Raw genomic sequence first — 25,730 nt, 5'->3', positions numbered from 1 at the left:
CCGGCCCATCAGCGCCGCCGCCGCTCTTCCCAGTAGCGCCGCATCCGTTCCGACACGGCCTTCTTCTGTGCCACCGTCATCCCGGCGGGCTTCTTCTTCCGCCGCCGCGCCGGTTCGCCGTCGGGCGGCGGTGCCGCTGTGGCGCTCCGCGGCACGGCTTTCGCCGTCCGCCCGCGACTCGGGCGGGGAGGTGTCGCGGCCGGCTTGGCAGGCGGCGCGGCGCTGGTGGGCTTCCTGGCCGCAGCGGCTCGTGCTGAGGCCGTTGGCGCCAGCTCCACGCCGAACACATCGGCAAGGTCCGCGTTCTCGAGGACCTTGCCTGCCGCAGGCCCCTTCCTGGACAGCGGCACATCGGCGCCGGCACGGGCGATCAACTCCTGCTCGTTCACCTGTCGGAGGCGGAAGAGCAATTCCGGTCGCTGGTCGAGACGGGCACCGACGCCGTAGAGCACCGCCGCGACGTGTTTGCACATCGAGGCCCAGTCCGGGCAGCTGCACGCAAACGTGATCTCGGATGGCGTCGGAAAGAGCCCCGTGCCCTGCTTGCAGAGGTGTGCCATGACGCCCGTCGAAAACCGCCCCTGCAGCAACTCGACGAGCGAGTCGATGCCGCCCGCGCACTGGCGGCAGATCGCCCGCCACCGGGGCGCCGGGACCGGCGCGACCTTCACCGCGATGGTGTAGATGCTCGACCCGCTGACGAGTGCATCCACCTGGCCCGCGCCGACCTGCAGGTCGATCACCGATCCGTTGCGCACGTAGGTGCGACCGCGGGGAATGCGGTTCGCATAGTCCGAGTAGCGCTCCAGGTTGTCGCACCACGCGCCACCCCAGAACGTCGTCGCGATCTTGCGGCCGGCGATCTCGACGGGCGACACGTCCTGACCCGACTTCCGCAGGGTCTGGAGTTTCTGCTTCGCCTGGGCTCTGCGCGTCGCCACGGGAACGTACGGTGCGAACCCTCCCCAGCCATAGTCGCTGTACCTGTCGTAGCGCCCATAACCGCCTCGAGGTCCCCGGCGTGCCATCAACCCTCCTTGAGTGCGGCATTCACGTCGAGGGCGACGAGCCGCAGCAGGTCTTCGTCCTTCATCTCGGTGAGCAGCAGGTCCGCGCCCCCTTCGAGCAAATCGCGGGCGAGGCCGCGCTTGGAGGCAATCAGCTCGTCGATCCGCTCCTCCACCGTGCCTCGGCACACGAACTTGTGTACCAGCACGTTGCGGGTCTGGCCGATGCGGAAGGCGCGATCGGTCGCCTGGTCTTCAACCGCCGGGTTCCACCAGCGGTCGAAGTGTACCACGTGGGATGCCGACGTCAGGTTCAGCCCGGTGCCGCCGGCCTTCAGCGACAACACGAAGAACGGTACACGCTCGTCGTCCTGGAACTGGCGCACCAGATCACGCCGGGACTTGACCGGCGTCCCGCCGTGGAGAATCAGCCCGGGCCGGCCGAACACGGTGCCGAGGTGCGCCGCAATCGGGCCGGTGATCTCGCGGAACTGCGTGAAGACGAGGACCTTCTCCTGCCTCGCCGCGATGACCTCCGCCACCTCGGACAGCCGCGCCCACTTCCCGCTGTCGGCCGGGCGCCATGCGCCGTCGCCGAGCCACTGCGACGGGTGGTTGCAGATCTGCTTCAGGCGCATCAGCGACGCCAGCACGAGACCGCGCCGCTCGATTCCGTCCGCGACCGCGAGTCGGTCCCGCAGATCGCGCACCGCCTGCTCGTAGAGCGCCGCCTGGGTGCGGCTGAGCAGGCAGTAGGCGTTGACCTCCGTCTTGTCTGGCAGATCGGCAATTACGGAGCGGTCGGTCTTCATCCGCCGCAGGATGTACGGCCGCACCAGCTCGCGCAGCGGGCCGTACGCGTTGTGCGGACGATCGGCGAGACGCTTGGTCAGCGCGGTGAACTGCCTGGCGGAACCGAGCAGGCCCGGGTTGATGAAGTCGAAGATCGACCACAGGTCGCCGAGTCGGTTCTCGATGGGCGTGCCGGTCAGCGCGATGCGCGCTCTCGCACGCAGCGCCTTCACCGCCCGGGTCTGCTTGGCCTCCGGGTTCTTGATGGCCTGCGCTTCGTCCACGACGACGAGGTTCCAGTCGAGGCTGGAGATCCAGGGTAGCGTGCGCACCGAGCCGAACGTCGTGATGACGAGGTCCGTCTCCCGCACGTGCGTGTCGTCGATGGCCTTCAGCGCCTCGGCTGTCAGGGCGGAGGGGTGCGCGACGAGAGCCGAGAGCCCGGGCGCGAACCGGGCGATCTCGGAGGCCCAGTTCGCGATCAACGAGGCTGGCGCGATGAGCAGGCTCGGCTGCCCCCTCGAGGCGCCGGCGCGCGATGCCCTCTCGCGCTCGAGCACGAGCAGCAGTGCGAGGACCTGGATCGTCTTCCCGAGCCCCATGTCGTCGGCCAGGCAGGCACCCAGGCCGAGCGACGACAGGAAGTGGAGCCAGCGCACGCCCACCTGCTGGTACGGGCGCAGCGTCCCGTGGAGCGCATCGCCCGGATCGACGTGCGCCAGCGCCTCCGGTCCGCGCAGGGCTTGCAGCACGCCGGCGAGCCACGGCCCGGCGACCGCCCCCGACCACGCGCGGTCTTCGTCGGAGGTCGTCCCGGCGGCACGCGCGTCGGCGCCTGAGAGAAGCCGCATCGCCTCGGCGAAGGTGAGGCCGTTGTCGGCGGCGGCGCGATCGACGCGGCGGAACTCGTCGATCAGGCCGCGCAGTCGTTCGCGATCGACTTCCACCCAGCGTCCGCGAAGCAGTGCCAGGCCGTCGACCGACTCGAGGAGCGCGCGAACCTCGGCTGGCGTCAGCGCCTCGCCATCGAGCGTCACGTCCATACGGAAGTCGAGCAACGTGTCGAGGCCAAGGCCGGCCGGCACCTTCGTGCCGACGGTGGCCGTCACGGTGGGACGCGGTGGACGCCCCGCCTTCCAGTTCGCCGGCACCCGGACGACGACCCCTGACTGCTCCAACACGTGGACGTCGTGGAGCAACGCGACGGCCTCGCGCGGCGTCCAGCGCAGCGGATGGAAGATCTCGCCATCGTCCACCATCGTCTTCAGCCAGGCGCAACGCTCGGCGGCGCGCTGCACCGGGAGCAGCAGCGACAGCAGCCGGCTGTTGCTGGCGGCGCCGGCGTACTCGCGCAGCGCCTGGCCGAGCGGGACGTGCTGCGGCGTGGCGTGAGCCGAGAGCCCGTGGGTGTACGTGGCGAGGAACGCGAACGGTGCATCCGGATCCTTGCGGTTCTCGGCGAGGTGGAAGTGCACGCGCCCGACCGTGTTCCACGCCGGGTTGAAGCTCCGCAACGTGTCCTGGACCGACGCCTTCGACGCGGCCAGCCGAGCGCCGAGGGCATGGCCGAGCGCCGCCCAGAGCGTGCGCAGGACGTCGGGCGTCAGATACTCCGCGCCCGTCATCGGCGGTGCAGCGGCAACGAGCGCATCGAGGTCCCCGTCAGGCGGCGGGGGGACATCTGTCGCGGCCTCTCCGGAGACGGGCGTCGCGGTCGCGTCCGGCTGGGCGCACACCGCGGTGACGAACCTCGCGGCAAAGTCCCGCCAGTATCCGAGCGCGGGCGGAAGCGGTGTGGAGACCTCGCCCGCGCCAAGCTGCAGGAGGCCGTCGCCCTGGCTGCGGGTGAACGCCTCATCGAGACGCGCGGCCACGGTGGCGTCGATCGCCGAAGAGTCGGCGGCCTCGGTCAGCAGCAAGTGTCCGCGTGGCGTCAGGACGGGTTCGAGATTGTTCAACCCGTCGAGGATACCGCGAACGGCGGCCCGCCGCCTCCCCGGAATCGTGGGATAATCCGACGCCGGGGCGCCCTACGCTGTGCCGGTCCCCGGTCCTGGCCAAGTGCGGTGCAGCGCGAGACTCGGCGGACGGTTGGGAGGCCCTCATGCGCAGGTTCCTGGTGCTCGTCGGTCTGGCGGTTTTCGGATTCGTACCTGGCCCCGTGGCCGACGCGGGCGCGGCCGGCACCGTCATGGGTTCGGTCACCACGAACGGCCAGAAGGTACCGCTCATCCTGGCGTACGTCGATGAATCGCCAGAGGACATCATCGTCGTCCTGGCTTCCAAGGAAGTGCCGCGCGACGTGGTGCCATTCATCGGCGAAGAGGTCGCGCGAAAACTGAAGATCCACGCGGTGGCCTTCACGGTCTCCCGCGCCAAGCGCGCGATCGTCCGGACGTTTGGAGGGGTGTTCTACCCGGGTACCGACATGGGGTTTGTCGGGATGGCGGAGGGCGTGGCGACGCTGCAGGTGAAGCGCCTGGACGCGACAGGCATCGAGGGGCGGATCTTCACGCCCAACCCGGTGACGCTGAGCGAGGTGACCTACTCGTTCGACGCGACATTCAACCTCCCCCTCGGATCCGCCGCGCCGGCGCCGCCGCCGGTGGCCGTCAAGGTGAGCGGCGACACCTCGCCGCCCGCGCTGGCCTACGCCGAGTACTACCGCGCGGCCATGGCCGGTGATGTCGGGAAGATCCGGGCGGCCTTCGTGGCGGAGCGCCGGAAGGACTTCGACGCGGTCGACGCGCAGAAACGCGGCATGCTGCTGGATTTGATGAAGGGCAACCCGGCCGAGATCCGCATCGGCAAGCCGACGATCACGGGTGCCACGGCCACCGTCACGGTTGAAGGCCTCAATGAGACGGCGGGCAAGTCCACCGCGACGGTGACGATGGTCAACGAGGGCGGCGCGTGGAAGGTGGCCAAGGAGAGCTGGTCGACGTCCTCGAAGTGATCGTCTCGGAACGTCCGCCGGTCGGTCCGTCATTGGACACGGGTGCATGAGCAGAGCGAAATACTCCGTTGCCGTGGTGGGCGGCGGCGCGTCGGGCCTGATGGCTGCGATTGCTGCCGCACGAGCCGGCGCATCGGTGTGTCTGCTCGAACGCCAGGACCGGGTTGGGAGAAAGGTGCTCGCCACGGGGAACGGCCGGTGCAACCTGACCAACACCTCCATCGCCGAGCAGCACTACCACGGGAGAACGCCTGGCTTCGCCAATTCGGTGTTGCGGCAATTCGCGGTGCGGGACACGCTCACCTTCTTCGACAGCCTTGGCATTCTGACGACCGTTGAGGCGGACGGCGAGGTGTATCCCCGGTGTGCACAGGCGTCAGCCGTGCTCGACGTGCTGCGCTTCGAGGTGCAGCGACTCGGGGTCCAGACGATGGTGAGCACCGAGGTGACTCGCCTCGCGCCCGGTGCGCAGGGGTTTGCTCTGATGCACGAAGGCTCGAGGACGGAAGCGCGGGCCGTCGTGCTGGCGGCGGGCGGCAAAGCCATGCCGCAACTGGGCGGCAGCGAGAGCGGCATGCGTCTGGCGACGAGTCTCGGCCACCGGGTCGTGCCGATCCATCCAGCCCTGGTGCCCTTGAAGACGGATTGTCCCTACAACCGGCAACTGAAGGGGACCAAGATCGATGCGGTCGTCACCCTCGACATCGCTGGCGCCGCGGCGCGATCACAGGCGGGCGAAGTGCTCTTCGCCGAATACGGCCTGTCCGGACCGCCGCTGATCCAACTCAGTGTGCCAGCGACGGCGGCGCTCCAATCCGGCGACAGGGTTCGACTCATGCTCGACCTGTTTCCAGACTGGGACCAGCAGACACTGACCGATCACCTGCGATCGCGTTTCGAGAGGGCGGGTGACGCACCACTCGAGCAGGCGCTCATCGGCTTGTGCCACAAGCGGCTGATCCTGCCCCTGCTGGCGATGGCCGGGATCTCGAAGACCGCGCCAGCCGTTGGCAGTGGCGGACTCGCGTCCCGGCTGGCGGTTCTCTTCAAGGCATGGACGATGACCGTCACCGGGTCGCTGTCGTACAACGAGGCGCATGTCATGCACGGGGGAATCGATTGCGCCGATCTCGATCCCGTCACCTTGCAGTCGTGCACGGTCCCCGGCCTGTACCTCACCGGCGAGTTGCTCGACGTCACCGGCGACTGCGGCGGATTCAACCTGCAGTGGGCGTGGTCGTCCGGACATGTGGCTGGCGTGGAGGCTGCGCGGACCGCGGGGCGCGCAGACGGCGCGGCCGGCGCGGGCAGGGGATGAACCGTGGTTCGTGTTCACGACATCCATCTGCCGCTCGACCACACACCCGATGCGATCGCGGCTGCCGTGGCGCAGGTACTGGGGCTGAGGCCTTCGGCGGTGCAGCACTGCGAGGTTCGTCGGCAGGCGATCGACGCGCGAAAGAAGCACGCGATCCGGCTGACCTACTCCGTTGACGTGACGGTGGCGGACGAACGCCAGATCCTCGCTTCGGCTTCCGCGCCGAAAGTCATTCCGACCCCCGATGAAACCTACAAGCCAGTCACTCCAGGATCGCGTCGGCTGCGCCATCGTCCCGTGGTGGTGGGGACCGGTCCGGCCGGGCTGTTCGCCGCGCTGATCCTGGCGCAGGCCGGCTACCGGCCGATGGTGCTCGAGCGCGGCAAACCGGTGCCGCAGCGGTGCCGCGACGTGGAGGGCTTCTGGAACGGCGGGGGGCTCGACCCCGAATCGAATGCGCAGTTTGGCGAGGGCGGGGCGGGGACGTTCTCCGACGGCAAACTGACCACGCTCATCAACGACACGCGGTGCCGCAAGGTCCTGCAGGAGTTCGTCGCGGCGGGAGCCGACCCCTCGATCCTGTTCGCGGCCAAACCTCACGTGGGCACCGACCGGCTCCGCGGCATCGTCGTCAATCTCAGGCGCCAGCTCGAATCGCTCGGCGCGGCGGTGTTGTTCGGGCAGCGGGTGACCGGCCTCGCGCTGGACAACGGTGCCCTCACCGGGCTACGGCTTCACCACGGCGAAGCGCTGCCCGCGCAGGTCTGCGTGCTGGCCATCGGCCACAGCGCGCGCGACACGGTGGCCATGCTCCACGCGAGCGGCCTCCAGTTGGCGCCGAAGCCATTTTCCGTGGGCGTGCGCATCGAGCATCCGCAGGCGCTGATCGACGCGTCGCAATACGGCCGCTTCGCGGGGCATCCACGCCTGGGACCCGCCGACTACAAACTCGCCTTCCATGCGCCCAACGGCCGGAGCGCCTATACCTTCTGCATGTGTCCGGGCGGTGAGGTGATTGCGGCGGCATCGGAGCCGGGGGGCGTGGTCACCAACGGGATGAGCCTGTCGGCCCGCGGGGCGGCCAATGCCAACGCGGCGGTGCTGGTGGGCGTGACGCCGCTCGATTGCCCCGGCGAATCGCCGTTGAGCGGGTTCGAGTTCCAGCGACACTGGGAAGCGCTCGCGTTTGCGCTTGGCGGCGGCGGTTACGCGGCTCCGGTGCAGTTGGTTGGTGATCTGTTGCGCGGCGTGCCGAGCGCGGCGCTGGGCAGGGTGTCTGCCAGCTACCGTCCGGGCGTGCTGCCCGCGGACCTGCGCCGCTGTCTGCCGCCATACGTCATCGACACCATTTGCCTTGCGCTGCCCGCGTTCGGCCGGCGCGTCGCGGGATTCGATCTGCCCGATGCCGTCCTGACCGGAGTGGAAACCCGCAGTTCCTCTCCCGTGCGCATGACCCGTTCGGCGCAGTGCGAGGCGAGCATCGGAGGGATCTACCCTGCGGGAGAGGGTGCGGGGTATGCCGGCGGCATCACGTCGGCCGCCGCCGACGGCATCCGCGTGGCCGAGGCAATCATCGGACAGTACGCGCCACCTGGGGGGGACTGACGAGGGTTGGTCTGGATCCCCGCGATGCCTTCCACCTCGCGCCTCAACACGCGCGGCGGGCGTTTCGAGCCCGATATCGAGATGGTCCCCTGCTGGTACGCAAGCTGCGGCCGGCTGTCGCAGTCGTTCCGGCAGACCCCATGGACGATGCCCGTACCGCCAACGACGATCGCATCACGGGCTACACGGTAAGGGACGATCGGCTCGTCCTCGGCCATCGCCAATCTCGGCTTCGATGGTGTGGTGGTGCTCAGCGGAGCAGTTCGAGCACTCGCACGAGACGTTCCGGGACGCCTTCGACGTCCGCCGATACCGTCACGCGCTTGGAGTACACCTCCAGCAGGCCCTTGGTGGGGGAGAACGGGCGTCCGCCGTCGGCGATCAGGACCCGCGAGCCAGCCGACACCGACGCGCGCAGCCAGGCCATCATCCCGCGCGATGGGGCCTGCTCGTAGAACATGTCGGCGACGAGGACGACGTCCGCGGGCGCGCGTTCGGTCGTCGTGGTCAAATCCTCCGCGGAGAGCGTCAGGGTGACTGCGTTTGCACGGGCATTCAACGTGACGATGTGCTCGGCCACCGCGTCCACGTCGTTGGCGATCACCGATCGCGCCCCGGCCATCGCCGCGGCGATGCCGGCGATGCCGCCGCCGCATCCAAGGTCGAGTACGCGAAGCCCCGAGACCGTCTCCGGGTGCGCGAGCAGGTAGCCTGCCAGCACGTTGGCCGCCGGCCACACCACGGCCCAGAACGGTGGGCCGCATCGTTCGCCGCACTCCGCCTCCCACGTCGTCCAGAGCCCAAAGAGATCGGCAGTCTGATGCGCGACGAGTGGCGCACCACCAGCCACCGGCGCCAAGGGAACCAGCCGGTGGAGCAACGATTGGGATGGTAACGCCGCCATTCGTTCAATACCTCTGCGATGCGGCCTCCATCGCTCGCGGTGCCGAACGACGTCGCGGCGCAGGTGACCCCCGTCTCGCCGTCCGGTCGATCGCCAGGATGGCCGGTTTGATATGCTGCTCCTCATGAAACTCCAACATGCGGTCGCAGTGATGTTGTGTTGGGCGTGCACGGCGTTCGGGCAGGGTCCGTCGAGAGTGCAGGTCGGCGTCTGCCTCGACGCCGACAGATTCGAGGCGGCCCAGGCGGCCGGCTTCGACTACGTGGAGATCGCCGCGTCGAAGGTGGCCGCGCTGACCGACGACGAGTTCCGGCAGCTTGCCGCGCGCATCGCCGGCCTCCGCATCCCGGTGGCCGCCGCCAACAACTTCATCCCGGCGGCCATCAAGCTTGTCGGGCCCGATGTCGACAAGCGCCGTCAGGAGGAGTACGTCGGCGCGTGCCTGGGCCGGCTCAAGACGCTCGGCGTGTCGGTGGTCGTCCTGGGCAGCGGCGGGGCGCGGCGCGTGCCCGATGGGTTCTCGCGGCAGGAGGCTGTGGGCCAGCTCGTGGACTTCTGCCGACGCATCGCCCCCCTGGCCCGGGAACGCGGCATCACCATCGCGATCGAGCCGCTCCGTCACCAGGAGACGAACATCCTCAACACCGCGCGCGAAGGCTTGGCGCTCGTCAACGCGGTCGATCGCCCCGAGATCAGGCTCCTCGTGGACTACTACCACCTGGCCGAGGAGGGGGAGAGCCCGGCCGTGCTGCTCGAGGCTGGAAAGCAAATCGTTCACACCCACCTGGCCAACCCGAACGGGCGCGTGTACCCGTCGAGCCGGGATGAGACGAACTACGCGGGATTCTTCGGGAATCTGTGCAAGATCGGCTACGCCGGGCGTCTCAGCATCGAGGCGTCCACGACGGATTTCGCCGCGCAGGCGCCCGAATCGCTCGCGATGCTGAGGAACGCACTCGCCTGTCGGGTTCGCTAGCGCCCGGTGCCCGCTGCTCTCGCCGCCTCCACCCAGGTGTCGAGAACGAGCGGGCGCTTGGCCTGCTCCCACTCGGTCGGGGTGTACACGCACAGGTCTTCCCATCTGTAGCCCGGGACGCCGTCGCCGACGGCGAGCGTCCCGCCCTCGCGCTCGTCCGCCGCGTACTGCATGTCGACCGCCACGCCGGTCGCCCGCACCCACGCGCCGATCTTCGTCTCGGGCATCAAGCGAATCGAGGCGTCGGTCCAATTCGGAAAGCCAAGCCGCAGCCCCAGCCACAGCACTACCGGGCGCGTCAGGAAATAGGGTCGATGGCTGCCGTCCGGCACGAAGCCGAACTCGAAGACGCCATCGGTCGTCCCGCGCAGCGCCACGACCCGCGATCGCAGATCGTCGAAGAACGGCTCCAGCGTTGCCGGCACGTTCACGACCGAGTCGGCGCGGCCGTTCCAGACGAGCGCCGGGCCCCGCGCCGCGTGCAGCGCGTAGATCACCGCCGCCCGGTCGCCGAGAAATCCGAGCGACTGGTAGGGCAGTCCCTGGCACATCGGCTTCGACTTGTCCCAGTAACCGCCACGGCCGTCGAGGTTGCCGCCCCCGACCATCACGCAGGCGCGGAGCCGCGGCTCCACCGCCCCGGCCAGCGCGAGCACGAAGGACCCGAGTGAGTACCCGCCGGCGCCAATCCGGGCCGGGTCGACCTCGGTGCGCGTCGACAGGTACGAGACGGCCTGCATGACGTCGGTGAGCATCAGGCCGCATAGCCGGCGCGCCAGGACCTGGTCGCCCTCGATCCGATCGTGGTCCCGCGTACCCGACGCGCGGTGCGCGCTTCGCTCCGCCTCGCCGGCCTGATCGTAAGTGAGTACCGCCGCGCCGCCGCGCGCGAACGTGATGCCGGTGTAGTAGGAGTACCACGAGTGCTTGTCGCCGCCGTGCCCGTTGACGACGATGAAGGCGGGGATTCTTCCCCTGGGCAGCGGCGTCGGGAGATAGAGGATGGCGGGCACGCGCGTGCCGAACTCGGTGGCATAGCTCACAGCCTCTGCGGTGACACCTGGCGCCGGATCGAACCGACGGTGAGTGCGCGCATCGAGCGCCGGCAGCGGGTCCGGCACGAAGAAGTGGGCGCGGATCTCGGCGCGCAGTGCGTCCACCCGCGCGGGCGTCAGCCCGTCGCCTCCACGGGGGAAGGGCCGGCGCTGGACCGCCTTCCTGCCGTCGGCGGGCGGGACCCAGAAGTCCGCTTCGCGCAAGTCACACTGCCGGATCATCTCGGCGCAGTACTCGTTGCGGCCCAGGTCGTCCGGCCCGGTGTTGTTGGTGCCGCACGCGAACTTGACGCCGGATCTTTTCGCCAGACGGATGAAGGCGGTGCTCGGGATGCGGTATCGGTTGTTGATCTCCATCCCGATGCCGTTCGCGGCCAGGCGGTCGACGATTCGCTGCATGCGCGCCGGTGTCCAGAGCGAGTCATAGCCGGCCGCGATCCGCTTCGGCAGGAACGTCGGGTTGACGTAGAGATCGATCGGCTCGTTGTCGAAGATCCCCGTGGCGCGCTTGACGAGCATATCCATGAACGCCTGCGGGTCGGCGATGGCGCCGACTTCGTCCTCGATCCACAGCCGCATGCGCCTGCCGCTGTCGTCGGTCCACGTCATCGCGTCCGTGAAGACGTAGTCGAATTTCTCGAGCGTCCGCCTGGAGAAGAGGCGCACCCATTCGCGGCCCTCGGCCTGGAACGCCACGAAGGCCGGCTTTCCGCGCATCTCGCGAAGAAAGGCCTCGAGCCCCTCGTCGCTGCTCACCGGGAAACCCAGGCCGCCGTTGATGACGATGCCGTAGCGGATGCCGGTCTGGCTCGATCGGCTGAGGGCGTCGTCGAGCGTGAGGCCGCCCTTCACGTGGACATGGTAGTCCGCCAGCGCCCCGGTCGGCGGGGTCGGCCGGGCGGGCTGGGCGAGAACGGGGAAGGCGGCGAGCGCCACGCACGCGAACGTTCGGAGGATGAACATACCTTCTCCCGCGTCAGGCGTACAGCGGTCCGTAGGCGGCGCAGGCGCGGTAGTCCGCCCCCTCGGGATCGCTGGTGCCGAAGGCACTCCACGAGGCCGGCCTGAAGATTCGACCGGCTTCGACGTTGTGCATGTTGACCGGTATGCGGAGCATCGACGCCAGGGCGAGCACCTGATCGCCGATGTGCCCGTAGGTGGCCGCCGCGTGGTTGGCCCCCCAGTTGGCCATCACGCTGTACGCGTCGGTGAAGGCCCCGCTGCCGGTCAGTTTCGGCGCGAACCACGTGGTCGGCCAGGTGGGGTCGGTGCGCGCGTCGAGGGCCGCATGGACCTGGTCGGGGAGATCGACGGTCCAGCCCTCGGCCAACTGGAGCACCGGGCCGAGGCCCTTCACCATGTTCACCCGAATCATCGTCAGGGGCCACTCGCCGCAGGTGACGAACCGGCTCGAATAGCCGCCTCCACGGAAGTAGTCGCGCACGGCGGGGCACCACGTGGTGGCGCGCAGGCAGGCGTCGGCTTCCTCCTCGGTGATCTCCCAGAACGGCTTCATGCACGGCTGGCCCCCTCGCGCGAGGCGTCCGCTGGCGTCGAGCGCCGCGGCACCGGAGTTGAGCAGGTGGATGACGCCCGCTGCCGCCCTGCCGGCCAACTCGGATCCGGTGACCCGCCTGACCGCCGCCGGGCTCCAGAAGGTCCGCACGTCGGCGAAGAGGCTGGCCGTCGCCGTGAGGAGGTGACCGAACAGCATCGCCACGCCGTTGAGCGAGTCGTTCTCGGTCGCGACGATGAACGGCTGACGGATCCCGGTCCAGTCGAAGCTGGAGTTGAGCATCGACTCGAGGAAATCGCCGTTCGGCCAGTGATCGGTCCAGGCCCGCTGCCCCTGGAATCCGGCCACCAGTGCGTGATGGCCGAGCGATTCCTCGTCCCATCCCGCCTCGCGCAGGCGGGGGTTCCCGACCATCAGGTCGCGCACGATTATCGCGCACTGGACGCACGTCTCCCACTCCGCGTCCTTGCGTGCCCGGCTGGCCTGCTTCGACGCTGGATTGGCGTCGGCACCCTCGCGGCAGTGCGCCTTCACCCAGGCCAGCGCCGCGTCGAACTCGGCGCGGTCGAAGATGCCCTCCTCCATCCGGCGTACGATTTCGGACATGTCAACCGCCTCGGTTCGCATCCCGAGGTAGCTCTGAAGGAAGTCCTGGTCCACGATGCTGCCCGCGATGCCCATGCTCGTGCCGCCGATGCTCAGGTACGACTGTCCCCGCATCCGCGCCACGGCGAGGCCCGCGCGCGCGAACAGCAACAGCTTGCGCCGGGCATCCTCGGGAATCGTCGTGTCGTCCTTGTCCTGGACGTCGCGCCCGTAGATGCCGAACGCCGGGAGTCCCTTCTGCGCGTAGCCCGCGAGCGCGGCCGCCAGGTAGACCGCGCCTGGCCGCTCCGTGCCGTTGAATCCCCACACGCCCTTCGGCGTCACCGGATCGGCATCCATCACCTCGGTGCCGTAGCACCAGCACGGCGTGACGGTCAGGCTGACGCCAACGCCCGCGCGTGCGAACTGCTCCGCGCACGCCGATGCCTCGGCCACGCCGCCGATGCACGTGTCCGCGACCACGCACTCGACCGCCCGCCCGTCGGGATGCCGGAGGTCTCTCTCGTAGAGCGTTGCGGCGGAGCGGGCCATCGCCATGACCTGGTGTTCCAGCGACTCGCGTACGCCCCTGCGGCGCCCGTCGATGACCGGACGGATGCCGATCTTCGGCGGGCGGGCGGTAGCGCGCGTGTTCGCGATGGCCTCGGGAAGCGGGAAATTGGCACCCATGACTGACACCCTCCTGAAATTCCGACGCCCGGGCACGACGCGGGCGCCGGCTGAGGCGTGCGGCGCGCGCCGCATTCATCGGGCGGCGTCTGGCTTCGGCGCCGTCATCGACTCCACGCCGCTGACCTTCGGCCACCAGTGCCCGTAGAACGCCACGAAGGCGAAGCACACCATCGGCACGATGAAGCCGCGCGACATGTCGTACTGGTCGGCCACGTGCCCCATCAACTTCGGCAGGATGGCGCCGCCCATGATCGCCATGACGATGTAGGCGGAGGCCTTCTTGGCACGGGCGCCAAGGCCGAAGATCCCGAGCGCGAAGATCGTCGGGAACATGATCGACATGAAGAAGTAGCTGGCGAACACGCACGCCACCGACAGCCAGCCGAGCTTCAGGAACACCAGAAAGCAGGCGACGACGTTCAGGACACCGTAGAGCGCGAGTACCCTGTGGGCGGCGAACTTCTTCAACAGGCCCGCGCCGGTGAACCGGCCGACGAGGAAACACACGAAGCCGATCGAGGCCAGGTTGGCCGCGCCCCGGTCGCTGAGACGGAGGGCCCCTGCCTGGCCCGACTCGAACCAGCTCCGCAGGAGGTCCGAGCGCCAGGAAGCGGGAATGGGCGGCACTTCGGCCGTCATGTAGTTGATGAAGAAGCTGAAGATGCCGGCCTGCGCGGCCACGTAGAAGAACTGGGCGGCCACGGCCATCACGAAGTGCGGGTGGCGCCAGATTGAGTGCGCCGGGCCGGCCGCGCCGTCGTCGAGATGGTAGTCGTCCTCGGCCTCGATGTCCGGGATGTCGGCGAACGCGAAGACGATCGCCAGGACGACCACGACGATCGCCACGACGACATATGGGATGTACAGCGTCTCGCTGCCGGTGCTCCGGCCCGCCGCGTCGGTCGAGTAGAAGAACATCCCGCCGATGATGGGGCCGAAGATCCACCCGACCCCGTTGCAGGATTGCGCGAGGTTGATGCGCGTGGCCGCGAATTGCGGCGGTCCGAGCACCGTGGTGTAGGGGTTGGCGACGGTCTCCAGGAACGTGAGCCCCGCGGCGATGGCGCAGACGCCCGCGAGGTAGCCGACAAACGCGGTCGTCGGAGAGACGCTGCCCGCCTGGGCGAGGGCGTTGATGTGCGTGGCGGGGAGGAACCAGAACCCGCCGAGCGCCACCATCAGGAGACCGCTGATGATGCCGCCCTTGTACCCGAGCCGGGTCGCCAGCCAGCCAGCGGGCATCGCCATCAGGAAGTACCCGAGATAGTGTGCGAACTGGACCCACGCGGACTGCGACTTGCTGAGGTGCAGTTCCGTCTGGAAGTGCTTGTCCATCACGTCGATCATCCCGTTGCAGAGCCCCCAGAGCAGGAACAGGGAGCTGACGAGGACGAACGTCAAGGCGAGGTTTCTTCCGTCGCCGGTGATGAACAAGCCTCTTCTCGTGTCGCTCATGATTGTCTCTGTCGACCCCGCCGGCCGCCGGAGGCCGAATCGCCGCCGGATACCGTGATCTCGGCGCCCCAGGCTCCGTCGACGCGCAGGAACAGCGTTACGTCGCCCGTTCGCGCCCGTTCCGCACCACGTATTGGTCCTGCTTCGGCTCCGCGTCGCACTCGATCGCGATCGTCGTGACCGGCGTGTCCGGCGCCTGCACCGGGAGCCCGGTGAACCGGACCCGCAACGGGTCCTGCTCGAACGCGACCGCCCGGCCGGTGGCGAGCAGCCTGGCCGACTTGACCCGGACGAGGAGCCCCGCCATCACCGCGGTGTCGCCGGGCCACGCGTGGACGTGCATGAAGAGGGTGTTCCCCTTCCGGCTGTAGGTCGCATACGCCGACCGGCTCGGCTGGCATCGATCGCTCGCATAGATCGACTCCCCGTTGCGCTCCAGCCAGGACCCGACGGCCTCGAGTGTCCGGATGGACGGTTCGGGCACCGAGCCGTCGCCGCGAGGACCGATGTTGAGCAGGTAGTTGCCGCCATCGCGACAGCACGTGATCAGGTTCCGCACGATCTGCTTGGGCGTCTTCCAGTCGTCGTCGGCGGCATGGTAGCCCCAGCTTCCGTTCATCGTCATGCAGGATTCCCAGGCGTAGCCCTGCCCGGCCGCCTGGATCCGCTGCTCGGGCGTGGTGAAGTCGCCGCGCAGCTTGTTGCGGTTGTTGACGAGAATGTCGGGCTGGAGCTTGAAGACCATCTCGTTCATCCGCTCAGACTCCCAGCCGGCGGCGTCGAGGGGCCAGGCGACGTCGTACCACAGGACGTCGATCTTTCCGTAGTTGGTCATCAACTCGCGGATGTGGGTGTGGATATAGTCGACCAAGCGCCGCCGGGCCGCCTCGTCGGTGGCGCAGCGCGCGCCGTCGGGGTGGTGCCAGTCCATCAGCGAGTAGTACAAGCCGACCCGGAGGCCCTCGGCCCGCACCGCATCGACGTATTCGCGGACCAGGTCGCGGCCCGGGCCCATCTTCGAGGCGCAGTACCCGGTCGTCTTCGTGTCGAACAGGCAGAACCCCTCGTGGTGCTTCGTCGTCATCACCATGTACTTCTGGCCGGCGCGGCGGGCGAGCTTCGCCCACTCGCGTGCGGCATTCGGCTTCGGCTGGAAGCGCCTGGCGACCTGCTCGTACTCGCCGACGGGGATGGCCTCGTTCTCCATCGCCCACTCGTGGCGGCCGATGACGCTGTAGGCCCCCCAGTGGATGAACATGCCGAAGCGCGCGTCGTGCCACCACTTCAGACGGCGATCCCGGTCGGCCGCCTGCGCGGACGAGTCGGGTGGCGGGGCTGGCGTCGGCGCCTGCGCCGCCAGGTGAGCGTCGGCGGCTCGCGCGGCGACGGCCGTGCCGAGTCCGGATGCCGCCAGGAGTTTCAGTGCGCTGCGTCGCGAGGGTCGGTCGATCATTCGTGGTCCTCCATGGTCACGGGAGCCGTGTGTGCAGGCCGCTGTGGCCTTGGCGCAGGTGCCGGAGAAAGAGAGGTGCCGCTCGGCGCGAGCCGCATAGAACGGCTCATGATGAATTCCCGGTTGCGGGTGAACGCGTGACGCACGAGGAGAAATCGCCGGCCGACCGGCTGGCGTCCCCCATCGACTATCCCGTGGTTCCGACGGTGGCGGATGTGATACCATGCCGCCGCTCAGCAAGTCAATCGACTTCATCGTTAAAGTGAACGGACTTTAGCGCTAAAGGAGATCGATGCCGCCTCCCACGATGAAGCGGGTCGCCATTGCGCTCGGGGTCTCGGTCACGACGGTTTCGAAGGTCCTGAACAACCGTGGGGATATCGGTCCCGGTACCCGCGCCCGGGTTCTCGCCAAGGTCGAGGAACTCGGCTACCAGCGTAACGTTCTCGCGCGCAACCTCTCCCTGCGCCGCACCCACACCCTCGGCGTCGTCGTGCCGGAGCTGATGCACTCGTTCTTCGCCGAAATCGTCGCCGGGATCGAGCCGATCGCCAGCGCCAGCGGGTACGGCGTGCTGCTGTGCAACTCGAACGAGGACGCCCGCAAGGAGCGCGCCGACCTCCAGTTGCTGCGCGGCCGCCAGGTGGACGGCGTCGTGCTCGCCGCCGCCCGCGCGTCGAACAACGGCGACGTCCTCCTCCAGCTCACCCGCGGGGGCACGGGGCTCGTCATGATCGACCGCGATGACCACCCCGAGATCCCCTGCCACCGGGTGCTGACCGACGACGTCCGCGTCGGCCGCCTCGCCACCTCGCACCTTCTCGATCTCGGCCACCGGGCCATCGCGCACATCGGCGGCCCCCCGCTCGCCCACGCCAGGCGCAGGCTGCGCGGCTGGCGCGACGCCTTGCGCGCGCGGGGCGTCCGGCCGGCCGGGGTGTGGCTGGAGCGGACGGGGTTCATGGAGATCGATGGCTACCGGGCGATGAAGCGCCTGCTGGGCGTCCGTCCGAGGATCGACGCTGTCTTCGCCGTGAACGACCCGGTCGCGATTGGTGCCTTGAAGGCCATCTGGGAGGCCGGGCTCCGGGTTCCGAGAGACGTTGCCGTGGTCGGGGCCGGCGACATCAAGCTGGGGGACCTGCTGCGCGTGCCGCTGACGACGGTGAGCTGGTCCAGGGAGGAGGTCGGCCGGCACGCGGCGACGTTGCTCCTCGCCCATCTGGCTGACCCGTCGCAGACCCGGACCCGTCGGGTCATCGTGGAACCTCGCCTCGTCGTGCGAGAGTCGTGCGGCGCATCGCCTGGGGGGCAGTGCTGTGACCGGTGAACGAGCGCGTGTTGCCGTACCGGCAGACCCCGCGGATGGGGCCGTCGGCCGGCCTGCCAAGCCGTCGCGCCGCGCGTTCCTCCAGGTTGCGCTGGCATCTCCGGCGCTCGCCGGCCTCGCCAGCGTCGGTCGCGCCGGCCGGCCTGGCCTCGATCGGCTGGCATTGGTCCGTTCGCCAGCCTCTGCGATCGGGATCGACGGCACGCAGGCGGCGGAGATCGAGGTCGTCCGCAACTGGAACGGACCGTTCTGCAGCGCGCGCGCCGTTCACCGCGGGCGGGCCGCGGTTCGTCTGAACGAGATCGTGCTGTTCGACGTGCCGCTGACCGTGCCGCCCGACACGCGTTTCTACGGCGAGGGGTTCCAAATGCTCACGCAGACCGGCGGAACGCTCGGGCACCCGGTCGGCTTGAGCTCGTACACCGACGTCGGCCACTACAAGATTCCGCAGCCGGAGGGGGCCCGCGCCTTCTACGGCCTCATCACCCTCACGCCGCCCGGCCAGCCGACCAGCGTGCTCGCGTTCACCTCGTGCGCCCGCTTCAGCGGGCGGCTCCAGGTGCGGGCGTCGTCGGTCCAGGTGGTACTCGAGGCCGAGGGACTCGAGATCCGGCCGGGTGAGGCGTGGCCGCTCGAGGAGTTCATGTTTGCGGTCGGGCCCGACCGCTCCAGGCTGCTCGACGATGTCGCGGCGCGGCTGGCCAGGAACCACCCGCGCCCGCCGGCCCCCCTACCGCCGACGGGCTGGTGTTCTTGGTACTGCTTCGGGCCGAAGGTCACCGCCCGACAGGTTCTCGACAATCTCGATGCGATCGCCAAGACGGTCCCGGGCCTGCGCTACATCCAGATCGACGACGGGTACCAGCGCGCCATGGGCGACTGGCTCGAATCGGGCCCCGCGTTCGAGGGAGGCGTGCAGACGGTGCTCGAGCACATCCGCGGGCGTGGCTTCGAGCCCGCGATCTGGGTTGCGCCGTTCGTGGCGGAGGCCGGCTCGCACGTCTTCCAGGAGCACCCCGGCTGGTTCATCGCCGACGACGCCGGCGAGCCGCTGCGGGCCGACCGTGTCACGTTCGGGGGGTGGCGTCGCGGCCCCTGGTATGCGCTCGATGGCACCCACCCCGAGGTGCAACAGCACTTCGAGCGCCTCTTCCGCACGATGCGCAACGCCTGGGGCTGCACGTACTTCAAGCTCGACGCGAATTTCTGGGGCGCCATGCACGGCGGGCGGTTCCACGACCCGCGTGCCACGCGGGTGGAGGCCTACCGCCGCGGTATGCAGGCCATCGCGCGCGGCGCCGGCGACGCGTTCCTCCTGGGCTGCAATCACCCGATCTGGCCTTCGATCGGGACGATCCACGGCTCGCGCAGCTCCAACGACATCAAGCGGTCCTGGGATCGCATCGCGAGCACCGGGCGCCAAAACCTCAGCCGCAACTGGCAGAACGGTCGCCTGTGGTGGAACGACCCGGACGCCATCGTTCTCATCGGGGACCTCCCGGAGAATGAGTTCCTGTTCCACGCGGCGGTCGTGTACGCGAGCGGCGGCATGGTCCTGTCCGGCGACGATCTGACGAGGCTGTCCGCGGATCGCCTGGCCATTCTGCGGAGGCTGCTGCCGCCGACTGGTCTTGCCGCGGAGTTCGAAGACGACTCGCTACAGATTGGCGTCATTCGTTTTCCGGACAGGCGTCATGTCTGTTTCCTGAACTGGTATGACCTCCCGCAGACGATCACCTCGAGGCTGCCTCGCCACTCGGAGGTAACCGATCTGTGGACGGGTGAGTCGCTCGGCCGTCGGAACGTACTGTCGTTGAACCTCGCGCCACGGTCGGCGCGCGTGTTCTCGTGCCATTGAACGGCGGAGTTCCGGATACGCGGATTGGTCGTCGAACGCGCGCGAACCCTTGCCGGCGGTTGTCGTCCCCTGTCGCTCACATCAATCGGACGTTGCTCGTTGAGTGGCGGCGGGACTTGGAAGACGCGGGCGGCCCACGGTCCGACGCCCGCGAAGCGTCGTGCCCCTGAACGGTCTTGGCCTGGTCGATTCGGCCAGGCAGTGGTTTGTCGTCTTGTATGCGTGGAGGAGGTAGTGCATGTCCGATGTCTCGCGGCGGACGTTCATGAAGGCAACCGGGGCGGGGGCGGTCGGCGCGGTGGTCGCGTCGAGCGCATCGAGCTACGCCCGCATTCTCGGTGCGAATGATCGTGTCCGGGTTGGCATCGTCGGGTTCTCCGACCGTTGCCGTTCCGCCCTCGTTCCTGCGTTCCTCAAGCAGGCCGAGGCCCTGAATTTCGAATTCGTGGCGGTATCCGACATCTGGAGCCAGCGGAGGGACGAAGCCGTCTCGCACTTGGAGAAGCTGACCGGCAAGCGGCTGATCGCGGTGCGCAACAACGACGAACTCTACGCGCGCAAGGACGTCGATGCCGTCATCGTCGCCACGGCCGACTTCCAGCACGCCTTGCACGGCGTCGAAGCGGTCCGAGCCGGACGCGACGCCTATGTCGAGAAACCGCTCGCCAACACCATGGCTGACGCCAGGGCGATCCGGCAGGCGGTGAAGGAGACGGGCAAGATCGTGCAGATCGGGACCCAGCGACGGAGCGAAGCCGTCTACCAGCGGGCGTACGACTTCATCCGCTCCGGGAAGTTCGGCGAGATCGTCATGGTCGAGATGAGCTGGAACGTCAACCAGCCCGGACGGTGGCGGCGGCCGGCGCTCGTCAAGCAGCTTCGCGAACAGGACACCGACTGGAAGCGGTACCTCCTCAATCGGCCGGTCGAGCCCTTCGATCCGAGGAAGTACCTCGAGTTCAGGCTGTTCTGGCCGTACTCGTCCGGCATCCCGGACCAGTGGCTGGTCCACCAGATCGACACGGTCCACTGGTTCACCGGCTTCCCGCGGCCCCGAAGTGTCGTCGCGAACGGCGGCATCTACGTCTGGAAGGACGGCCGCCGCAATTGGGACACCATGACGGCGGTGTTCGACTACGGCCCGCTCAACGACCCGGCCAAGGGGTTCCAGGTCGTCTACTCATCGCGCATGACGAATTCGGCGGGTGGCACCAAGGAACTCTACTACTCCAACGGCGGGACCCTCGACCTGGACAAGAACCGTGTGACGCCAGGCGGCGGGCTCCGCGAGAGGGAGGCGACCGCCATGGGGCTTCCGGCCAACCTGCTCGCCGAACAGACGCTCGTCGAGAAGGCAGCCGCCGTGGAGACGGCTGCCGACACCGGCGCCGACAGCGCGACCAGTGCCAACATGCGCAACTGGATGGAGTGCGTGCGCAGCCGCAAGACCCCGAATGCCGACGTCGAGGCGGGCTACAGCCACTCGGTTGCCCTCTGCATGACGATCGCCGCGATCCAGACGGGCCAGCGCGTCACCTTCGACGATGCGAAGCAGGAAGTCGTGGTGGGGGGCACGCCGTCCCATGGCTGAGCAGACATCGACGCTCAGGACCGCCATGCGCCTCGGCGTCCTGCTCGCCGTCGTGGCCTGGTGCGTGGCCGCGGCCGGCTCGGCCGCCGACGAAAAAGGCGTCCGCCTGGTCCGTGACGACGCGACGCAGCGGGTGGATGTGTTGGTGGATGGCCAGCCGTTCACGTCGTACATCTACCCGGTGACCCTCAAGAAGCCGGTGCTCTACCCGCTCCGCAGCGCGAAGGGAACCCTGGTGACGCGCGGCTTCCCGCTCGACCCGCGTCCGGGCGAGCGCGTGGATCATCCGCACCACGTCGGCCTGTGGTTCAACTATGGCGACGTGAACGGCATCGACTTCTGGAACAACTCGGACGCCATCAAGCCGCAGGATCGGCCGAAGATGGGCACCATCGTGCACCGGGCCGTCACGGCGGTTCGCAGCGGGTCGGACAGGGGTGAACTCGAAACCGACATGGACTGGGTCATGGACGACGGCAAGGTCGTCATCCGCGAGCACGCGCGGTTCGTTTTCCGAGGAGGGCCTGGGTGGCGGAGCGTGGACCGCATCACGCGGCTCGAGGCGCTCGCCGACCGCGTGGCCCTGGCCGACAACAAGGAGGGAGTGATCGGCCTCCGCGTGGCGCGGGCGCTCGAACTGCCGTCGAACAAGCCCGACGTGTTCACAGACGCCAGCGGGCGCGCGACGACCGTCAAGGCGATGGACAACACCGGCGTCAGCGGCATGTACCTGACCAGCGAGGGCAAGAAGGGTGAGGCCGTCTGGGGCACCCGGGGTCGGTGGTGCACGCTGAGCGGACGGGTGGGCGACGAGCCCGTCACCATCGCCATCCTCGATCATCCGTCGAATCCGGGCTTTCCAACGTACTGGCACGCGCGGGGCTACGGGCTGTTCGCGGCGAACCCGCTCGGGCAGAAGGCGCTCAGTGACGGGAAGGAGACGCTGAATTTCGCGCTCGCTCCTGGCGCGAGCGTGACGTTCCGGCACCGCGTGCTGGTTCTCTCGGACATCGCAACCGCGGACCGCGCGGAAGCGGCGTATCAGGACTTCATCGAGACGTATCGATAACAGAACTGCACGCCAAAGGGGGGTTGATTGTGAACCGTCATGTGTACCGACACTCGGCGTTCGTCGCCCTCGTCGCAGTTTGCTCACTCCTGCTCCTGGCCCCGGCCAACGCGCAGGAGTTCCGCGGGTCGATCAGCGGTCGCGTGGCCGACGCGACCAAGGCCATCATTCCCGGCGCGACCGTCACGGCCCGCAACATCGCCACCAACGTCACCGCGACGTCGGTCACCAACGCCCACGGCGTCTTCAACCTCTCGTACCTCCAGCCGGGCGAGTACGAGGTGGACGTAGAGCTCATGGGTTTCCGCAAGGAGGCGCGCCGGGTGCAGGTGCAGATCGCCGACCGGCTGGAGCTGAACTTCGAGCTGCATCCGGGCGGGCTCACCGAGACGATCGAGGTCCGGGCGGAGACGCAGTTGCTCCAGACCGAGAGCGGATCGCTCGGGCAGATCGTCGACGAGAGGCGCGTATCCTCGCTGCCGCTCGGCGACGGGAACCCGTTCGTGCTCTCCCGCCTCGCGCCGGGCACGGTCTTCTTCGGCGACCTCAAGTTCGCCCGCCCGTTCGACAACAGCGGCACCTCGGCGATCGCGTCGGCAGGGGCTCCGGGCGGGAACGAGTTCACGCTCGACGGTGCGCCCAACACCGGGAACCGGACCACGGGCGAGGGCTGGCGCGTGGCGTACGTGCCGCCGTCGGACGCCGTGCAGGAATTCAAGGTCGAGACGACGACGTTCGACGCCCAGCAAGGGCACACGGCCGGCGCGACCGTGAACGTCGCCCTCAAGAGCGGGACGAACGCCCTCAAAGGCACTGCCTACGCGTTCCTGCGCAACGACAAGCTCGCCTCGAACGACTTCTTCCTCGAGAAGGCCGGCAAGCCGAAGGCCGACATGTCGTACTACCGATGGGGCGGCACCGCGGGCGGCCCGGTCCGCCGGGACAAAACGTTCTTCTTCGCGTCGTACGAACGGCTGAACGACCGGTTCCCCGAGCCCGACCAGTTCACCGTTCCGACCGACGCCATGCGGCGCGGCGACCTGTCGTACCTGCTGCCGCTCGGCATCCAGATCTATGACCCCTTCACCGCGAAGAAGCAGGGGTCGGTCATCGTGCGCCAGCCGTTCAAGAACAACGTGATCCCCCTGGATCGCATCAGCCCCGTCGCCCTCGCGTACATGAAGTACTTTCCGGCGCCGAACCAGGCGGGCGACTCGCAGGGCCGCAACAACTTCTCCAGCCCGCAACTGCGCACCGACGCGTTCAACTCGTTCTCCGGTCGCGTCGACCACACCTTGACCGACAAGCAGCGGGTCTTCGTGCGCTACGTCTACAACCAGCGCCACGAAGAGCGGAGCCAGTGGAGCGGCGCGGTCAACGGCATCGTGCCGACGGGCAACAACCTGTACCGGACCAACTACGGCATTTCGGCCGACCACACCTACACGATTACCTCGTCGACGCTGCTCAACGTCCGCGGAGGCTGGTCGCGGTTCGAACAGCACGACATCCGCCCCTCCCAGGGGAACGTCGACATGGCATCGCTGGGGTTCTCCGCGCAGACGGTGGGCCAGCTGAAGGGCATCTCGTACCTGCCCCGCTTCCAAATCGGCGACGTGAGCGACCTCGGCAACAATTGGGGCAGCTGGAGCCAGGACGACATCTTCTCCGCGCAGGCGACCATGACGAAGATCTTCGGGAACCACTCGGTTCGGGCCGGGTACGACGTCCGGCGCTACCGTGAGTTCTCGGCGGCCGCGGGCAACCCGGGCGGACAGTGGAACTTCACGGCCGACTACACCCGGGCCACCAGTTCGTCGTCGTCGGCGCCAATCGGACAGAAGTGGGCTGCCTTCCTGCTCGGCCTGCCAAACGGCAACAACATCGACATCGACACGGACAGCGACGCCAGGTCCTGGTACCACGCGATGTTCGTGCAGGACGACTGGCGGGTGAGCCCCAAGCTGACGCTGAACGTCGGCCTCCGCTACGACTACGAACTGGCTCCCCTGGAGATCCAGAACCGGAACATCCGCGGCTTCGATCCGAACGCCGCGCAGGCCATCGCCCCCGCGGTCCAGACCGCTTACGCGGCGAGCCCCATTCCGGAGCGGCCGGCGAGCGATTTCAAGGTGCAGGGTGGCCTGCAGTACACGAGCGCCGACAACCCGAGGTTCTGGAATCCGGACAAGACGAACTTCCAGCCGCGGGCGGGCTTCGCCTATCGGATCGACGAGAAGACGGTGCTCCGAGGAGGCATCGGCCTGTACAGCATGCCGTTCGTCATCGACGGCGTCCAGCAGTACGGGTACGCGCAGTCCACGCAAATCTCGGTGACCCCCGACAGCGGGCTGACCTTCAACGCCAGCGCGCAGAATCCGTGGCCGGGCGGCCTGCTCCAGCCGGCCGGCAACAGCCAGGGCGTGGCGACGTATCTCGGCCGCAGCATCACGTTCACACCGACGACGCGAAAGACGGGCCGCTCCCTGCGATGGGCGGTGAGCCTGCAGCGCGAGCTGCGGGGCAGCTGGGTCGTCGAGGCGTCGTACGTCGCCAACCGGGGCTACGACCAGAAGACGAGCCTGGACATGAACGCGATTCCGGCCCAGTTCCTGTCCACCAGCCAGGTGCGCGATCAGGCGGTCATCGACCAGTTGAGCCGCAACGTCACCAACCCGTTCGTGAACCAGATCCCCGGCGTGAGCCTGAACAGCAAGACCGTTCAGGCCAACCAGTTGTTGCGGGCGTACCCGCAGTTCACCGGCGTGACGGGGCAGTTGTACGACGGAACGACGCAGTACGACTCCGTCCTCCTGAACTTCACCAGGCGCTTCGCGAAGGGCTACTCGGTCGACGTCAACTACACGTTCTCCCGCCTGCGCGAAGACCTGCTGCGGCTGAACGCGACCGACCCCAACTACCAGCACAACGTCGGGCGCAACGACACGCCGCACCGCGTCGCCGGCAGCTTCGTGTGGGAGCTGCCCTTCAAGGCGTCGCACAAGGTGGTGAACGGGCTCGTCGCCGGCTGGAGCGTCAATGCCGCGTTCCAGATCCAGCGCGGCCGGCCGATCACCGACACGCTGGGCAACCTCTACTTCAACGGGGATCCCAACTCGTTGAAGGTGGACTGGTCGCAGGCCAGGAGCGGGCTCCCGGTATTCGACACGACCGGTTTCTACTTCGCCGACGCGGCGGTGCAGACAAACGGAGTGGTCGACCCGGCGAAGCAGCGGAACGACTCGCGCATCAGCCTGTCGAACAACGTCCGCACGTTCCCGCAGCGCATCGATGGGCTGCGCACGCCGCTGCTGAACGAGTGGAACATCTCGTTCATCAAGCGCACGCCTCTCAAGGGCCGCATGCGTCTCGAATTCCGCGCAGAGGTCCTCAACGCGTTCAACCAGATCTATTGGGGTGGCGTGAGCCTCGATCCGAAGTCGTCGAATTTTGGCATCGCCACGTCCCAGGACAACCTGCCGAGGGAGTTCCAGGTCGCCGTCAAGCTGGTCTTCTGAGCATCACCACGGGGGCGGGGCCTGGCCCCGCCCCCCCCGTTCAACCGAG

General features: G+C 68.3%; 16 protein-coding genes. 9 read left to right on the top strand and 7 right to left on the bottom strand.

Translation table 11 applies throughout. The annotated features are described in order from the left end of the window. Positions 1–8: 8 nt before the first annotated feature. Together VGK32_22865 and VGK32_22860 are read right to left on the bottom strand one after the other, a co-directional pair. Positions 9–1,028 carry a hypothetical protein gene (locus VGK32_22865; protein HEY3384612.1) on the bottom strand — a complete coding sequence of 340 codons (1,020 nt, stop codon included), beginning with the start codon at positions 1,026–1,028 and terminating at the stop codon, positions 9–11. Continuing rightward, positions 1,028–3,757 carry a DEAD/DEAH box helicase gene (locus VGK32_22860; GenBank protein HEY3384611.1) on the bottom strand — a complete coding sequence of 910 codons (2,730 nt, stop codon included), beginning with the start codon at positions 3,755–3,757 and terminating at the stop codon, positions 1,028–1,030. The genes VGK32_22865 and VGK32_22860 overlap by 1 nt, the downstream gene beginning before the upstream one ends. A gap of 146 nt (positions 3,758–3,903) precedes the next feature. Between VGK32_22860 and VGK32_22855 the strand changes: the two genes are divergently transcribed. Genes VGK32_22855 through VGK32_22845 form a run of 3 tightly spaced genes read left to right on the top strand, consistent with a single transcriptional unit; the run spans position 3,904 to position 7,678 of the window. Further along, the gene (locus VGK32_22855) at positions 3,904–4,755 is read left to right on the top strand and encodes a hypothetical protein (GenBank protein HEY3384610.1); all 852 of its coding nucleotides are present in this window, start codon (positions 3,904–3,906) and stop codon (positions 4,753–4,755) included. Positions 4,756–4,801: 46 nt separating this feature from the next. After that, positions 4,802–6,073 (top strand): NAD(P)/FAD-dependent oxidoreductase, encoded by a 1,272-nt coding sequence (locus VGK32_22850; protein HEY3384609.1) that lies wholly within the window; start codon positions 4,802–4,804, stop codon positions 6,071–6,073. A gap of 3 nt (positions 6,074–6,076) precedes the next feature. Further along, the gene (locus VGK32_22845; protein ID HEY3384608.1) at positions 6,077–7,678 is read left to right on the top strand and encodes a hypothetical protein; all 1,602 of its coding nucleotides are present in this window, start codon (positions 6,077–6,079) and stop codon (positions 7,676–7,678) included. A gap of 250 nt (positions 7,679–7,928) precedes the next feature. Here VGK32_22845 and VGK32_22840 read toward each other — a convergent pair whose 3' ends face one another. After that, positions 7,929–8,582, bottom strand: coding sequence for a 50S ribosomal protein L11 methyltransferase (locus VGK32_22840; protein HEY3384607.1), 654 nt, complete (start codon positions 8,580–8,582; stop codon positions 7,929–7,931). A 124-nt stretch (positions 8,583–8,706) separates the two neighbouring features. On the opposite strand from VGK32_22840, the gene VGK32_22835 reads away from it, so the two are divergent. Next, positions 8,707–9,558 carry a sugar phosphate isomerase/epimerase family protein gene (locus tag VGK32_22835; GenBank protein ID HEY3384606.1) on the top strand — a complete coding sequence of 284 codons (852 nt, stop codon included), beginning with the start codon at positions 8,707–8,709 and terminating at the stop codon, positions 9,556–9,558. Here VGK32_22835 and VGK32_22830 read toward each other — a convergent pair. From VGK32_22830 to VGK32_22815, 4 genes are all read right to left on the bottom strand, one after another. Next, on the bottom strand, positions 9,555–11,576 hold the full coding sequence (locus VGK32_22830; GenBank protein ID HEY3384605.1) for a prolyl oligopeptidase family serine peptidase: 2,022 nt from the start codon (positions 11,574–11,576) through the stop codon (positions 9,555–9,557). The genes VGK32_22835 and VGK32_22830 overlap by 4 nt on opposite strands. Before the next feature lie 13 nt (positions 11,577–11,589). Further along, on the bottom strand, positions 11,590–13,404 hold the full coding sequence (locus tag VGK32_22825; GenBank protein ID HEY3384604.1) for an L-fucose isomerase: 1,815 nt from the start codon (positions 13,402–13,404) through the stop codon (positions 11,590–11,592). A gap of 75 nt (positions 13,405–13,479) precedes the next feature. Further along, a complete protein-coding gene (locus tag VGK32_22820; protein HEY3384603.1) occupies positions 13,480–14,862 on the bottom strand; it encodes an MFS transporter in 1,383 nt (460 codons plus the stop codon). Positions 14,863–14,959: 97 nt separating this feature from the next. Continuing rightward, entirely contained in the window at positions 14,960–16,315 is a 1,356-nt protein-coding gene (locus VGK32_22815) for an alpha-L-fucosidase (GenBank protein HEY3384602.1), read from the bottom strand. 292 nt (positions 16,316–16,607) lie between these two features. On the opposite strand from VGK32_22815, the gene VGK32_22810 reads away from it, so the two are divergent. The 5 genes from VGK32_22810 to VGK32_22790 all read left to right on the top strand — a co-directional run bounded on the left by VGK32_22810 (position 16,608) and on the right by VGK32_22790 (position 25,681). Beyond that, positions 16,608–17,645, top strand: a complete 1,038-nt coding sequence (locus VGK32_22810; protein HEY3384601.1) for a LacI family DNA-binding transcriptional regulator — start codon at positions 16,608–16,610, stop codon at positions 17,643–17,645. Beyond that, on the top strand, positions 17,635–19,503 hold the full coding sequence (locus tag VGK32_22805) for a glycoside hydrolase family 36 protein (GenBank protein ID HEY3384600.1): 1,869 nt from the start codon (positions 17,635–17,637) through the stop codon (positions 19,501–19,503). Before VGK32_22810 ends, VGK32_22805 begins: the two co-directional genes overlap by 11 nt. Positions 19,504–19,741: 238 nt before the next feature. Continuing rightward, positions 19,742–21,094, top strand: coding sequence for a Gfo/Idh/MocA family oxidoreductase (locus VGK32_22800; protein HEY3384599.1), 1,353 nt, complete (start codon positions 19,742–19,744; stop codon positions 21,092–21,094). After that, the gene (locus VGK32_22795) at positions 21,087–22,163 is read left to right on the top strand and encodes a PmoA family protein (protein HEY3384598.1); all 1,077 of its coding nucleotides are present in this window, start codon (positions 21,087–21,089) and stop codon (positions 22,161–22,163) included. The genes VGK32_22800 and VGK32_22795 overlap by 8 nt, the downstream gene beginning before the upstream one ends. A gap of 29 nt (positions 22,164–22,192) precedes the next feature. Continuing rightward, on the top strand, positions 22,193–25,681 hold the full coding sequence (locus tag VGK32_22790) for a TonB-dependent receptor (protein HEY3384597.1): 3,489 nt from the start codon (positions 22,193–22,195) through the stop codon (positions 25,679–25,681). The last annotated feature ends 49 nt before the right edge of the window (positions 25,682–25,730 follow it).

This window comes from Vicinamibacterales bacterium (assembly GCA_036504215.1).
Classification (GTDB): Bacteria; Acidobacteriota; Vicinamibacteria; order Vicinamibacterales; family Fen-181; genus FEN-299.
This window is presented reverse-complemented; position numbering and strand designations above follow the sequence as displayed.

Bases quoted from the DNA above. Each gene is read 5' to 3' on its own strand.
- VGK32_22820 (HEY3384603.1), bottom strand. From the start codon at position 14,862: ATGAGCGACACGAGAAGAGGCTTGTTCATCACCGGCGACGGAAGAAAC.
- VGK32_22825 (HEY3384604.1), bottom strand. From the start codon at position 13,404: ATGGGTGCCAATTTCCCGCTTCCCGAGGCCATCGCGAACACGCGCGCT.
- VGK32_22850 (HEY3384609.1), top strand. From the start codon at position 4,802: ATGAGCAGAGCGAAATACTCCGTTGCCGTGGTGGGCGGCGGCGCGTCG.
- VGK32_22800 (HEY3384599.1), top strand. From the start codon at position 19,742: ATGTCCGATGTCTCGCGGCGGACGTTCATGAAGGCAACCGGGGCGGGG.
- VGK32_22865 (HEY3384612.1), bottom strand. From the start codon at position 1,028: ATGGCACGCCGGGGACCTCGAGGCGGTTATGGGCGCTACGACAGGTAC.
- VGK32_22810 (HEY3384601.1), top strand. From the start codon at position 16,608: ATGCCGCCTCCCACGATGAAGCGGGTCGCCATTGCGCTCGGGGTCTCG.
- VGK32_22840 (HEY3384607.1), bottom strand. From the start codon at position 8,582: ATGGCGGCGTTACCATCCCAATCGTTGCTCCACCGGCTGGTTCCCTTG.
- VGK32_22830 (HEY3384605.1), bottom strand. From the start codon at position 11,576: ATGTTCATCCTCCGAACGTTCGCGTGCGTGGCGCTCGCCGCCTTCCCC.
- VGK32_22795 (HEY3384598.1), top strand. From the start codon at position 21,087: ATGGCTGAGCAGACATCGACGCTCAGGACCGCCATGCGCCTCGGCGTC.
- VGK32_22855 (HEY3384610.1), top strand. From the start codon at position 3,904: ATGCGCAGGTTCCTGGTGCTCGTCGGTCTGGCGGTTTTCGGATTCGTA.
- VGK32_22835 (HEY3384606.1), top strand. From the start codon at position 8,707: ATGAAACTCCAACATGCGGTCGCAGTGATGTTGTGTTGGGCGTGCACG.
- VGK32_22815 (HEY3384602.1), bottom strand. From the start codon at position 16,315: ATGATCGACCGACCCTCGCGACGCAGCGCACTGAAACTCCTGGCGGCA.